The organism is Lachnospira intestinalis, from assembly GCF_040095895.1.
Taxonomy (GTDB): domain Bacteria; phylum Bacillota; class Clostridia; order Lachnospirales; family Lachnospiraceae; genus Lachnospira; species Lachnospira intestinalis.
The window spans coordinates 18,027-31,356 of the sequence record NZ_JBBMFS010000016.1 but is presented as its reverse complement, the minus strand read 5'-3'; the positions used below and the strand labels follow the sequence as shown (position 1 = coordinate 31,356).

The window sequence follows — 13,330 nt, the reverse complement described above, 5'->3', positions numbered from 1 at the left end:
ATACATTTCTTTTGTTGTATTCATCTCTTTATGATTCCTCTTTCCTTTATCATTTTTAACATCGCGTCAAGCATTTCTGCCTGTGATTTATTATAGTCCGGGTAATTCATCCAGGTAACATCCTTTTCCCGTTTAAACCATGTAATCTGCCGCTTGGCAAAATGTCTGGTATCCCGTTTGATAATGTAGCGGGCACGGTCTAAATCGTACTCTCCGTCTAAGCTGGCATAAATTTCTTTATAACCGATGCCCTGCATGGATACAAGATTCCTTGAGTATCCTTTATCACGCAGGGCGGTCACTTCTTCTACCAGCCCCGCATCAAACATGGCATCAACCCGCTTGTCAATGCGGTCATATAAGACGGCACGGTCATTATTTAACACAAAATAAATGTAGTTGTAAGGAGAAGTTTTTGCGGCTTCTTCTTCATTGTGTTCGGAAATGCGCTCTCCCGTCTGGTGAAAATACTCTAGTGCCCTTATAACACGTTTGACGTTATTGGGGTGGATTGCCTGCGCGGCGGCAGAATCTACCTGCATAAGCCGTGCGTGCAGATATTCTGCACCATTTTCTGCGGCGAGCTGGTACAGGCTTTCACGGTACGCATCGGTCTGTCCGCTTTCCGTAAATGAAATATCATATAAAACAGACTGGATATAAAATCCGGTGCCGCCGACTAAAATCGGGATTTTCCCGCGGCTGTAAATATCTGCCATGGCTTCTTTGGCTTTTTTCTGAAAGACCGTGACATTAAATTCTTCATCGGGATTTAATTCGTCTACAAGAAAATGCGGGACACCCTGCATTTCTTCCGGCAGAATCTTTGCCGTGCCGATATTCATTTCTTTATAAATCTGCATAGAGTCCGCACTGATGATTTCACCGTTCACAGCCTTTGCAAGGTTAATGGACAGCGCAGTTTTACCAACAGCGGTCGGACCGGTAAGAATTATTAAAGGATTTTTCATATCAATCTCCATTCCGCAGGCATTTAATGCCGGAGGAATCGCGAACTGAATTTATTCAGTTCTGCGATAAGGGCAGTTTTGTGACGCCTGCGGCACAATACTGTTGGGTAAAAAATCTTAGATTTAAGGATTTTTTACCCTTATCTCCATTCCGCAGGATTTTTTATAGAATCCGCTTGAATTTCCGTTCTATTTCGTATTTGGTCATTTTAATCAGTGTCGGTCTTCCGTGTGGGCAGTTGTATGGATTTTCGGCTTCCATTAATTCGCGCATGAGTTCCTCGGCTTCTTTAAATGAAAGACGGTTATTGCCTTTGACTGCCGCCTTGCAGGACATGGATGCCACCTTTTCCGTAATACGCTCCGGGTCGTGGGTGGCAGATTCGTCCGCAATCGTGTCAATTAGTTCAATCAGAAGCTGTTTGCAGTCAATCACGGTCGGCAGTTCTGCCGGAAGTCCGGTCACTTTATATTCTTTTCCGCCAAACTCCTCGATTTCATAGCCGAGTGCTGTAAAAGTCTTCCAGTTTTCTTTTAAAATCTGTTCTTCACGAAGACTAAGCGTTAAAATGACCGGCGGCATAATCATCTGCGAGTGATAGGTTTTTTCATGGAACTGCTTCATCAGCCGTTCATATAAAATCTTTTCATGGGCAGCGTGCTGATCCATCATGTAAAATGAATCTTCAAATTCAATGAGCCAGTAAGTGTCAAACAACTGTCCAATAATGCGGTAATCCTGTTTGTGATTCACATCTAAAAGCTTGTCTTCAAACAGATTCATCTGTTCTGCCGGTTTTGCTGTTTGTTGTGTATTCTGTGAGTCCTGCACATTTTGTGTATTGTGTGTATTTTGTATGTTTTGTCTGCTTTGTGTGTTGTGTGTGCCGTATGGAGTAACGCTTTCTGACACGGTGTCGGAAAGTGATTTTTCTGCCGGATCGGGCAGACGTTCTGCTTCAAACGGTTCAGGCAAACGTGAAGGTTTTTGCACAGACATGGACGGTATAGGCGGTTCCGGCTGTGCGGAAGCGTTCTGTTGTGTGGTTGTGTTCTGCATAGCACTTTCCGTAACCGTATCGGACGGCTTAACCTCCGGGATTAACTCCCGCCGATTTAAGGCATCGGTAATCGCATCCAGCACAAACTGATAGACAAACTCATTTTTGGAAAAACGAAGCTCCATTTTGGTCGGATGTACATTGACATCTAAAATGGACGGGTTAATCTGAAAATGCAGTGCCGTAAACGGATAGTTATGCGGCATAATAAAACCGCGGTACGCTTCTTCTATAGCCCTTGTAATAATGTGGCTTTTAATATATCTGCCGTTAATGTAATAATTTTCAAATCCACGGTTGCCGCGGCAGATTGCGGGCTTTCCGATAAATCCCGTGATGTGCATATCCTGCGTGGATACATCCAGTTCAATCAGATTTTTGGTAATGTCCCGTCCGTACACGGAATAAATAATATCCTTTAAATTCATGTTGCCGGACGTATGCAGACGGTTCTGGTTGTTGCTGATAAAACGGAAAGAAATGTCAGGGTGTGACAGGGACAGATGTTCTAACAGCGCGTTGATATATCCGGCTTCGGTTGCCGCCGTCTTTAAAAATTTACGGCGCACGGGGGTATTAAAAAACAGGTTACGGATCATAAATGTCGTTCCGTCCGGTGCGCCGACTTCTTCAAAGCTGACTTCCTTTCCGCCTTCAATCACGTATCGGATACCGGTAAAGCTGTCCGCCGTTTTTGTCACCAGTTCAATCTGTGAAACAGCGGCAATGCTTGAGAGAGCCTCTCCGCGGAAACCTAAGGAGGAAACATTCATTAAATCTTCAATGGATTTGATTTTACTTGTGGAATGGCGCAAAAATGCCAGTTTGATTTCTTCGGGCGCAATACCGCTTCCGTTATCGGTAATGCGGATAAAAGAAATACCGCCCTCTTTAATCTCTATGGTAATGGCGGTTGCCCCGGCATCAATCGCATTTTCTACAAGTTCCTTTACAACCGAAGAAGGACGTTCAATCACTTCTCCGGCGGCAATTTTATTAATTGTACTTTGATCGAGTACCTGTATCGGCATTTTTACACCTTCTTTCTAATCTGCTTTATAAGCTGTTTCCCGGTAGTTAACGTTTACCAGCGGTTTTTTACCCTGCCTTGTAATTTATATAACGTATTTAAGGCATCAATCGGTGTCATATTACTGATGTCGAGTGCCTTAATATCTTCGATAATATCATCATTATTGACTGTATCAAAAAGTGACATCTGCTTTACCTCTAAATCATCCACTTTTTTATATGAATCTACCAGTTTTTCCTGTTTCTTGGAATACTGCGCAATATCACGGGCTTTCAGTGAAATATCCGCATCGGATAAATCGGCAACCAGTTCCTTTGCACGTTCGATAACCGTATCCGGTACGCCTGCAAGCTTGGCAACCTGGATACCGTAACTTTTATCCGCGCCGCCTTTAATGATTTTACGCAGGAAAACGATGTCATCGCCGTTTTCTTTGACGGCAATGCAGTAGTTGTTGACACCGTCTAATGTACCTTCCAGTTCGGTCAGTTCGTGGTAGTGTGTGGCAAACAGCGTCTTGGCGCCAAGCAACTTAGTATTTGCGATATACTCAACAACGGCCCATGCAATGCTTAATCCGTCAAATGTACTCGTTCCGCGTCCGATTTCATCCAAAATCAGAAGGCTCTTTGGTGTAGCGTTGCGCAGGATATTGGCAACCTCCGTCATTTCCACCATAAATGTAGACTGACCGGAAGCTAAGTCATCGGAAGCTCCGACACGCGTAAAAATGCGGTCTACAATACCAATATTGGCTTCCTGTGCCGGAACAAACGAACCGATTTGTGCCATCAGAACGATTAAAGCCGTCTGGCGCATATAAGTGGACTTACCAGCCATGTTCGGCCCTGTAATAATGGAAATGCGGTTCTTTGCATTGTCAAGGTATGTATTGTTGGCGACAAACATATCGTTGCGGATCATTTTTTCGACAACCGGGTGTCTGCCGTTTTTAATGTCAATAATGCCTTTTTCGTTAATCGCCGGTTTTACATAGTTGTACTGCTGTGCGACAACGGAAAGTGCCGTATAGACATCGATTTCCGCAATCGCGCGGGCAGTGGATTTGATACGGCGTACTTCGGCGGCAATGCTGTCACGGACTTCGTTAAATAAGTCATATTCCAGACTGCAAAGCTTATCTTCCGCCCCTAAAATAACGTCTTCAAGCTTCTTTAATTCATCGGTGGTGTACCGTTCCGCATTGGTTAAAGTCTGCTTGCGCACCCAGTCTGCCGGAACTAAATTCTTAAAGGAGTTTGTTACTTCTAAGTAATAACCAAAGACCTTATTGTATTTGACTTTTAAATTTTTAATGCCGGTTGCTTCTTTTTCTCTTGCTTCTAGCTGCGCAAGCCACTCTTTGCCTTCGGTTTTGGCGCGGCGCAGTTCATCGGCTTCTTTGGAAAAGCCTTCTTTGATAATACCGGCTTCACGGATGGTAATCGGCGGTTCTTCTACGATTGCAGAGGAAATCAGCGAATATATATCTGCAAGGTCGTCTAAATTTGCAAAACATTCGGCGAAAAGATCACTTTCCATTGTGCCGATAAGCTTCTTTATATACGGAAGCATTTCAAGTGAATTACGGAATGCAATCAAATCACGTGGGTTTGCGGATTTACAGCTGATTTTTGTCATAATACGCTCTAAATCGTACACCGGATTTAAGTATTCGCGGATTTCTTCGCGGTCTATTGCACGGTTGTTACACTCCTCGATACCTGCCTGCCGCTTTAAAATGTCTTCTTTATTAATCAGCGGCTGTTCAATCATGGAGCGTAACGCACGCGCACCCATGGCGGTTTTAGTTTTGTCAAGCACCCATAAAAGCGAGCCTTTTTTCTGTTTTTCGCGCATGGTTTCAACCAGTTCCAGATTTCGTCTTGAGGAACTGTCAATCAGCATATATTTTCCGGTAGTATACGGAACTATTGAGGTAATGTGGTCTACACTGCCCTTCTGCATTTCATATAGATATAACAGCAATGCGCCTGCAGCAATTGTGCCGGCGGTATAATCCTTTAAGCCAAGACCGTCCAGTACGCCGACCTTAAAATGAGTCAGCAGCTTTTTAATACAGGTATCTTCATCAAAATACCAGCTATCCAGCGTGGACATGGTAATGCCCAATTTGTCATTGACAGCAGTTAAATCAATACCGCTCATTGAAAAGTATTCATTGGTAATGATTTCTGACGGAACAAATTTATTGATTTCGTCAATCAGTTCACTGCCGGAAGACAGTTCGGTTACAAAGTAATCTCCGGTTGAAAAATCTGCAATCGATACACCGATTTTCTCACCGAGATAGACAATGCTCATCAGATAGTTGTTTTTGGTCTCGTCTAAAGCCTGTGTATTTAAATTCGTGCCGGGTGTAACGATGCGGATGACTTCCCGTTTTACAATGCCTTTAGCCTGCTTCGGGTCTTCGACCTGTTCACAGATGGCAACCTTGTGTCCGTTGGCAACCAGTCTGTTTAAGTAGGTTTCTGCGGCATGAAACGGGATTCCGCACATCGGCGCGCGTTCTGCCTGTCCGCAGTCTTTTCCGGTCAGTGTCAGTTCCAGTTCTTTTGATACGACAAGTGCATCATCAAAAAACATTTCATAGAAGTCACCCAGTCTGTAAAATAAGATACAGTCTTTATATTCTTCCTTTGTTTTTAAATAATGCTGCATCATCGGTGAGTATTCAGCCATTATGCGTTCTCCTGTTCACCCATATAGTAAAAGCCACGGCATTCTGTCAGCCGTACATTGACAAGTGTTCCGATTAAATCCTTTGAACCCGGAAAATGAACTAAAATGTTGTTGGTCATGCGGCCTGTGACATAGCTTGCATCATGGTCGTCCACGTCTTCAACAAGTACCTGCTGTACCGTGCCTTCATAGCGGTTACTGATAGAGCGGGATACTTCATTTACGGTTTCCAATAACCGGTTGAAGCGGTTTTTAACAACATCTTCCGGTACCTGATTTTCCATTGCGGCAGCAGGTGTTCCGGTACGCTTTGAATAGATAAAGGTATACGCACTGTCGTATTTTGCTTTTCTTACAACATCTAAGGTTTCTTCAAAATCTTCTTCTGTTTCACCCGGAAAGCCGACAATAATATCGGTTGTCAGGGATACGTCAGGCATTTTACTGCGGATTTTGTCAACCAGTTCCAGATAATGCTCCTTTGTGTAGTTACGGTTCATCAGCTTTAATAAACGGCTGCTGCCCGACTGCACCGGAAGGTGTACGTGGTTGCAGATTTTTTTGGACTTGCTCATAACGTCAATTAAGTCATCGGATAAATCCTTCGGATGCGGTGTCATAAAACGGATACGCTCTAAGCCGTCAATCTTTTCCACTTCCTGTAATAATTCTGCAAATGTAACCGGAACAGAAAGATTTTTACCGTAAGAATTAACATTTTGTCCTAAAAGCATGACTTCCTTGACACCGTCTTTTACAAGACGTTCAATTTCCATGATAATTTCTTTCGGCTCACGGCTCTTTTCGCGGCCGCGCACATATGGCACGATACAGTAACTGCAGAAGTTGTTACAGCCGTACATAATATTAACACCGGATTTAAACGGATATTTACGCATAGTCGGCAGTTCTTCCACCACTTCTTTTGTACTGTCCCAGATGTCGATAATCTGGTCTTCCTGTGTCCATCTGCTGTAGAGCAGTTCTGCCAGCTTGAAAATGTTGAATGTACCGAACATAATGTCGACAAAGCGGTAAGACTGCTTGATTTTTTCAACAACCTGTGTTTCCTGCATCATACAGCCGCACAGTGCGATAATCATATGCGGATTTTTCTTTTTTAAGCCGTTTAAGTGGCCAAGACGTCCGTATACACGCAGGTTGGCATTTTCACGGACGGTACAGGTATTGTAAAGCACGAGGTCGGCTTCTTCTGTTTCAACCGGAACATAGCCGATTTCCGTTAAAATACCAAGAAGCTTTTCAGAGTCCCTCGCATTCATCTGACACCCAAACGTCTGGGTACAGCAGGTTAAGGGACGTCCTAACTTTTCCTGTAAGTCTGCTACATAAGCTTTGCATTTTTCTATAAAATATAACTGTCGTTCCAGGGAATCCTGTGGAATAACATCGGTAAGTGCAATATTGCCCATTTAAAATACTCCTTATTTCTATAATCTGTCATTGTATCAGTTTAAAACCGTCAACTCATAATTTTACTGAATTCCATAAAAAAAGTCAAATCTACAATGAAATTTTGTAGATTTGACTCTGCTGTTAAATATAGCTGGCGGCAAAATTTCCGGCATTCATCGGTTTGCCGTAGAAAAAGCCTTGAATACAGTCTGGTTTTAATGTCATGACCTTGTCGTATTCTTCCTGCGTTTCGACACCTTCCACGCAGACCTTGATGTTAAAGTTGTGCGCCATTTCCGTTACATACTTGACAAGTGTGTAGTTTTGGCTGCTTTCATTAATATCTTTGATAAACAGACGGTCGATTTTGATAATGCCAAACATCATATCGCGGATATAGCGCAGGTTAGAATAGCCCGTTCCGAAATCGTCAATGGCAAGATTTAAGCTTTTGTTATTAAAAGAATTTAACACATGCTTTACGGCAGTATTATTTTCCAGCTCGCCGCTTTCCGTGACCTCAAAAACAACATGTTTGGCAGAGAGTTCATACTGTTCCAGTAATTCTACCGCGTCTTTTAAAATATCACTTTTAATAATCTGTACAAAGGACAGGTTAATATTCATTATAAAATCCGGATAAACCGAAACCCATGCTTTACACTGCCGCACCGCATTTTCAATAATCCATTTGCCGAGCGGGATGATTAAGGCGCTTTCTTCAAGCAGTGGAACGAAATCAACCGGTGACATAAAACCGTATTTCTCACTGTGCCAGCGGATTAAGGCTTCCGAGCCGTAGAGGGTGTTCGTCTGCGGTTTCATAATTGGCTGGTAATAGACTTCAAAGCCCTTAAAATCATTTTCCACACATTTTCTTAATTCTTCCTGAATATCAATTCTGCGGATATAGGAAAGATATTCATCTTCTGAATATGGTGTAAAGGTGTTTTTACCATTTAATTTTGAAACATGCAGTGCAAATTTGGCATTTTTTAAAACATCTTCGTAAGAATTCTCCTGTGTATTAAAGGAAGCCGCACCACCGGAAATCGTGAAAAACATATGATACCCGTTTTTTTCAATTGAAGAATCGATCTTTCTACGGATAGTTTTATACAATTTTTTCGCATCGGCGGTGGTACATGACGGCTGTTCTTTTAAAATCACGGCAAATTCATCCCCGTGGAAACGGAATACATTTTCACGGTTTTTGCAGCAGACGGCAATTGCCTCTGCAACACCTGCAAGCAGAATGTTGCCCATTTTGGTACCGTATTTTTCATTGATTTCGCGGAAATTGTCAATGCCGATTAACAATATTGTGCCGGTAACAGGCTGCGGCTCTGCGATTTTTGCAAGGGCATAACGCTCTTTTAACACATCTTCACAGTAAAGGCTTGTGATATTGTCGTATTTGTTATGCTTTCCGATTTCGGAAATGCAGCCTATCAGCATGAAAGGCTCACCATTTTCATTAAAAAAGGTACGGCTTTTTCCGCTTACCCATATAATTTCATCATCTTTGGTAATCAGGCGGTACTCCAGATTGTGCTGTGCTTTTTCCTGATTGCGCACGGCACGGATATCAGCAGCCAGCCTGTCCCAGTCTTTTGGATAAACCAGAGGTTTCAAAGCGCTGGAAGCTAATTTGATATGTTCCTCTTCCAAAGTAAAAGTATCCAGTGCGGATTTACTTATATGAAACAAATCATTTTCTAAATCATAAACGAACACATAGTTATCAGTACATTCATCAATCAGCGTAAAGACATCTTCATACGCTTTTAAATCTTTAACACTTTTTATCATTACAATTCCCCATTCTGCCGTCAGACGGCATTAAAATTACCTGTAAATTTTTCAAGGCTACTTCCGGACTTGTCCGTTTCCGTAAATGACATATTTGGAAGTGGTCAACGCATCCAGTCCCATCGGACCGCGTGCGTGAATCTTTTGTGTGCTGATACCGATTTCCGCACCGAAGCCAAACTCAAATCCATCCGTAAAACGGGTCGAAGCATTGACATAGACGGCGGCGGCATCAATTTCATTTAAAAACTGCTGTGCGTGGTCATAATCTTTTGTGATAATGGCCTCGGAATGACCGGTATTATAGCGGTTAATGTGTGCAATTGCTTCATCAATGGAATCCACAACCTTTAATGAAATGATGTAATCTAAGTATTCCGTTCCCCAGTCGTCTTCCGTTGCCGGAACAATCCGTGAGTCGGCAGCCATGGCACGTTCATCACCACGGATTTCAACGTTTTTTAATTTTAAGCGGTCAACCAGCTGCGGGATAAATTCACCGGCAATCTTACTGTGGACAACTAAAGATTCACAGGCATTGCAGACACCGATACGCTGTGTTTTTGCATTGAAAATAATATCTTCTGCCATCTTGAAGTCTGCATATTCATCCACATAAATATGGCAGTTTCCGGTTCCTGTTTCAATGACCGGAACGGTGCTGTTTTGGACGACATTCTGAATCAGTCCGGCACCGCCTCTCGGAATAATGACATCAATATATTTATTCATATGCATTAATTCGGTAACAAGCGCCCTGTCGGTATCGGTAACCAGCTGGATGGCATCCGGATTGATACCACATTCTTTCAGGCTTTCGGTAATTACGGAAACGATTGCCGTATTGGAATGAATCGCGTCACTGCCACCTCTTAAAATAACGGCATTGCCGGATTTTAAAGTCAGTCCGAAAGCATCGGCAGTAACATTTGGACGGGATTCATAAATAATGGCGATAACACCCAACGGCACCTTTTTTTTACCAATCATTAGACCGTTTGGACGCTGCTTCATGGAAGTGATTTCACCAATCGGGTCGTCTAACTGCACAATCTGATACAAGCCTTCTGCCATGCCTTCAATTCTGGCATCGGTCAGTGTCAGACGGTCAATCATTGCCGGTTTCATCTGATTTTTCTTTGCGGCTTCAATGTCTTTTGCATTGGCAGCCTGAATGGTATCACGTTTTGCAAGCAGTGCATCTGCAGCTGCTTTTAAAGCATTATTGCGTTCGGTGATTCCGGTTTTTGCAAGCTGGGCGGCGGCTGTTTTTGCACGCTGTCCCATTACGGTAAGTGTTTCCATATTTTTTCTGCCCTCCATAAAATTTTTATATTTTTACGATTCTTTATTTTGCAGGCATTTTCGTCTGTTGTTACAGAACCGCCTGTTCAGTAATAATACAATCCGGTTTTAAGTCGTAGCTTTCGGTTTCGATATGGTCTACAATCTGAAAAGAAAAAGCTACAGCGGCTTTGTAAAACGCCGGGTGCTGTTCTAAATAGCGGTCGTAAAATCCGCCGCCATATCCGGCACGGTGGTGTTCTTTATCAAAAGCAAGTCCGGGCATAATCATCAGCCCCTGCTCCGGTTCACAGATATCAGTATTATCGGGTTCTAAAATACCGTATTTGCCGGGCTTTAATTCTGACAGCGCCGTAATCCGGTGGAACTTCATATCCCTGCCGTAGACCTTTGGCACAAGCACGGTTTTGCCCAGGAAAAGACAATTGTCAATAAAGGAATGGGTTTCCACTTCCTGATTGTAACTGACATAAGTAAGTACGGTATCTGCGCTGTAAAAAAAATCCTGTGAAATAAGCCGATCTATGATTTGACGGCTGTTTTCATGAATCTGTGCCGGTGTCATTTTATTTTTTTCTGCTTTTACAAATACTCTTGCCTGTTCTTTAGTCATAACTGCCTCGTTTTGTCTTAATTGCCGTATTTTCTGGCATTTTCCAATGCTTCCTGTTCCAGCCGCTTCATTTTTTCTTCATGCCGCTTCTTGACATCAATCATAGAACCGTCCGGGTTCTGGATTTTAATGGAATCGAGCGTCCCTCTTAAATTGTTGCGGAATGCTGCAACGTACTCTGCACGAAGCTGCTTCTGTTCCTCGGCTTCGGCGCTTGTTAAGCCTTCTGCCTTGGACTTGCGGTATAATTCATTAATCCGGTTAATAGTGTCCTGTGTTACCATACAAATGTTCTCCTGTTCTAATTGGTAAAAATCAGTAAATCGTCAAAAAATGCGATACAGTCTTTATATTTTGCACGCGTCTTAAAAATGGAATGGTGCATATCCGGGTATCGGAAAACCTCAATGTAATAGTTTTCCTTACGCATAAAAAACATTTTTTTAACATGGTGCTGCGTAACAATTAAATCCCTGCGGATAAATTTAATACGTACATCACCGCTTAATTTAATGTCGGTTTTCTGTGTATTCAGATTAATTAAACGCGTATTTTTGTCCGTATTTTTAATAATATACGGGGTATCATTTAAAATATACGTATGATTCAAATCGGAAATCCTGGTAATATTGCTGTTTAAGCGTACTTTCTTCACTTTTGTTTCATAATCGTATATAATAACTTCTTCTATTTTTTTTGAAACATCGACTTTAGAATAGACAATATCATTGTCATACTGGCGGATGTATGGAAATGTAATTTCCTCAGAGCCTTCATCTAAAATTTCCAGAAATGCATTGTTCTGATTTAACAGCAGTTCGGAAATAAACTGCTTGATATTGACAATGCCGATGATTTCTTTCTGCTTAAAAGGCTGTATGGCAGTATCAGAAAAAACCAGTTCTTCTAACATCGGACTCCCCAGTTTGATAATACATAAATTACCTGAAAGAGGAATCAGTTTTTCAATGCCGGATGTGGCAATCACAGAATCTTTTAGTAAACGCTCTTTATTTTCCTGTATTTCTTTTAAAAGCATTTTATGTGTACCCATGCCGTTGCTAAACAGTCCGGTACTGCTTAAATTTTCTCTGGAATATGTAATTTCATCAAAAATACAGTAGTTTTCATCCAGTACAAAAGCTTTTAATAAAAGCACATTGCCGAGTTTCGTCAGGTCTGCCACGGTGGTATGGATAATATGATACGCACCGGTACTGACATCGTAACGGTAGTAAGAAATCTCTACCTGTGTTTCATTAATACTGCTTGCGGATGTAAACAGTATATGGTTATGGGAAACTGCTGCATAACTGATGTTTGCCAAATTGTATTTATGAATTTCCGGTAAGATTTCAAGCCGTTCGTTTGTCAGCGGATTCAGCATAAAAATTTTTTTGCCGGGAAAACGTCCAAGACGGTAATTGGCATCTACGACCTGAAGCAGAAGCTGGTCATTAACCGGGATGTAATTACCCTCTTCAAAATTTTTGACAAGTTTGATGTCCATTCATTCCTCCCACAGCGTTTTAAATCAGCTCTTTTAAATCAAAATCCTTATTGCGGTGATTTAAAAAGAGTGTGCCAATATCCTCTCCATTTAAAATTCCAACAATATTTTCTACGTTATTGGCATTGGTAATGACCATATCGGCTCCTGAATTGGCAGCAATCATGGCAGCGGCAATTTTTGATGCCATACCGCCGGTTCCGACACTGCTGCCGGAAGTTGCCTTGCCCATCTGAATCAGTGAGTCATCGATGGTTTCAACATAATGAATAAAGCGTGCATCCGGATTCGTTCGCGGATCATCTGTATACATGCCGTCAATATCCGATAACAGAATCAGTAAATCCGCATCGGTAATAGAAGCAACGACAGCTGAAAGGCGGTCATTATCGCCAAAGGTCTGTACCTGCTCAATTTCCGAAGTCGAAATGGTATCATTTTCATTGACAACCGGAATTGCCCCAAGCTTTGACAATTCGCGGAATGTATTTTCGGCATTCTGGCGGCTGACCGGATTTAACACAATTGTCTTTGTCAGCAGAACCTGTGCCGCAAGGGAATTGTATTCGGAAAAAATCTTCTGATAAACCATCATCAGCTTAGCCTGTCCGATGGCGGCACACGCCTGCTTTACGGATAAATCATCGGGACGGTCATGCAGACCGATGGCATTTCTTCCGACGGCGATTGCACCGGAAGATACCAATATAACGTCTTTTCCGGAATTTTTAATATCGACCAGAATACGAACCAGTTTTTCGATTTTTAATAAATTTAATTTACCCGTATTATCATGCATGAGGGAAGAAGAACCGATTTTTACAACAATCCGTTTCTTCTCTTTCATTCGCTCTCTTATGCTGCTCATTTTTATGTTCTCCAAATTTCATCTACTATATATTT

At 42.2% G+C, this 13,330-nt stretch carries 10 protein-coding genes; all 10 read right to left on the bottom strand.

Translation table 11 applies throughout. The annotated features are described in order from the left end of the window. Positions 1-20 precede the first annotated feature (20 nt). On the bottom strand, positions 21-971 hold the full coding sequence (gene miaA, locus WMO37_RS13665) for a tRNA (adenosine(37)-N6)-dimethylallyltransferase MiaA (RefSeq protein ID WP_349155280.1): 951 nt from the start codon (positions 969-971) through the stop codon (positions 21-23). 163 nt (positions 972-1,134) lie between these two features. After that, positions 1,135-3,063 (bottom strand): DNA mismatch repair endonuclease MutL, encoded by a 1,929-nt coding sequence (gene mutL, locus WMO37_RS13660; protein ID WP_349155279.1) that lies wholly within the window; start codon positions 3,061-3,063, stop codon positions 1,135-1,137. Between the two features lie 53 nt (positions 3,064-3,116). Then, positions 3,117-5,771: a DNA mismatch repair protein MutS gene (gene mutS, locus WMO37_RS13655; RefSeq protein ID WP_227089750.1), complete on the bottom strand. Its 2,655-nt coding sequence runs from the start codon at positions 5,769-5,771 to the stop codon at positions 3,117-3,119. After that, entirely contained in the window at positions 5,771-7,204 is a 1,434-nt protein-coding gene (gene miaB / locus WMO37_RS13650; protein WP_227089749.1) for a tRNA (N6-isopentenyl adenosine(37)-C2)-methylthiotransferase MiaB, read from the bottom strand. Before miaB ends, mutS begins: the two co-directional genes overlap by 1 nt. Positions 7,205-7,328: 124 nt before the next feature. Beyond that, positions 7,329-8,999: an EAL domain-containing protein gene (locus WMO37_RS13645; RefSeq protein ID WP_349155278.1), complete on the bottom strand. Its 1,671-nt coding sequence runs from the start codon at positions 8,997-8,999 to the stop codon at positions 7,329-7,331. A 57-nt stretch (positions 9,000-9,056) separates the two neighbouring features. Then, on the bottom strand, positions 9,057-10,304 hold the full coding sequence (locus WMO37_RS13640) for a glutamate-5-semialdehyde dehydrogenase (protein WP_349155277.1): 1,248 nt from the start codon (positions 10,302-10,304) through the stop codon (positions 9,057-9,059). 70 nt (positions 10,305-10,374) lie between these two features. Further along, positions 10,375-10,917 (bottom strand): 5-formyltetrahydrofolate cyclo-ligase, encoded by a 543-nt coding sequence (locus tag WMO37_RS13635; RefSeq protein ID WP_349155276.1) that lies wholly within the window; start codon positions 10,915-10,917, stop codon positions 10,375-10,377. 17 nt (positions 10,918-10,934) lie between these two features. Continuing rightward, positions 10,935-11,201: a DUF896 domain-containing protein gene (locus WMO37_RS13630; protein ID WP_022432885.1), complete on the bottom strand. Its 267-nt coding sequence runs from the start codon at positions 11,199-11,201 to the stop codon at positions 10,935-10,937. A gap of 17 nt (positions 11,202-11,218) precedes the next feature. Further along, entirely contained in the window at positions 11,219-12,427 is a 1,209-nt protein-coding gene (locus WMO37_RS13625) for a hypothetical protein (RefSeq protein WP_349155275.1), read from the bottom strand. 19 nt (positions 12,428-12,446) lie between these two features. Continuing rightward, positions 12,447-13,295 carry a glutamate 5-kinase gene (proB, locus tag WMO37_RS13620; protein ID WP_022432883.1) on the bottom strand — a complete coding sequence of 283 codons (849 nt, stop codon included), beginning with the start codon at positions 13,293-13,295 and terminating at the stop codon, positions 12,447-12,449. Positions 13,296-13,330: the final 35 nt, after the last annotated feature.

Excerpts from the sequence above, each read along its gene's own strand:
- miaA (WP_349155280.1), bottom strand. The coding sequence starts at position 971 with ATGAAAAATCCTTTAATAATTCTTACCGGTCCGACCGCTGTTGGTAAA.
- mutL (WP_349155279.1), bottom strand. The coding sequence starts at position 3,063 with ATGCCGATACAGGTACTCGATCAAAGTACAATTAATAAAATTGCCGCC.
- mutS (WP_227089750.1), bottom strand. The coding sequence starts at position 5,771 with ATGGCTGAATACTCACCGATGATGCAGCATTATTTAAAAACAAAGGAA.
- miaB (WP_227089749.1), bottom strand. The coding sequence starts at position 7,204 with ATGGGCAATATTGCACTTACCGATGTTATTCCACAGGATTCCCTGGAA.
- WMO37_RS13645 (WP_349155278.1), bottom strand. The coding sequence starts at position 8,999 with ATGATAAAAAGTGTTAAAGATTTAAAAGCGTATGAAGATGTCTTTACG.
- WMO37_RS13640 (WP_349155277.1), bottom strand. The coding sequence starts at position 10,304 with ATGGAAACACTTACCGTAATGGGACAGCGTGCAAAAACAGCCGCCGCC.
- WMO37_RS13635 (WP_349155276.1), bottom strand. The coding sequence starts at position 10,917 with ATGACTAAAGAACAGGCAAGAGTATTTGTAAAAGCAGAAAAAAATAAA.
- WMO37_RS13630 (WP_022432885.1), bottom strand. The coding sequence starts at position 11,201 with ATGGTAACACAGGACACTATTAACCGGATTAATGAATTATACCGCAAG.
- WMO37_RS13625 (WP_349155275.1), bottom strand. The coding sequence starts at position 12,427 with ATGGACATCAAACTTGTCAAAAATTTTGAAGAGGGTAATTACATCCCG.
- proB (WP_022432883.1), bottom strand. The coding sequence starts at position 13,295 with ATGAGCAGCATAAGAGAGCGAATGAAAGAGAAGAAACGGATTGTTGTA.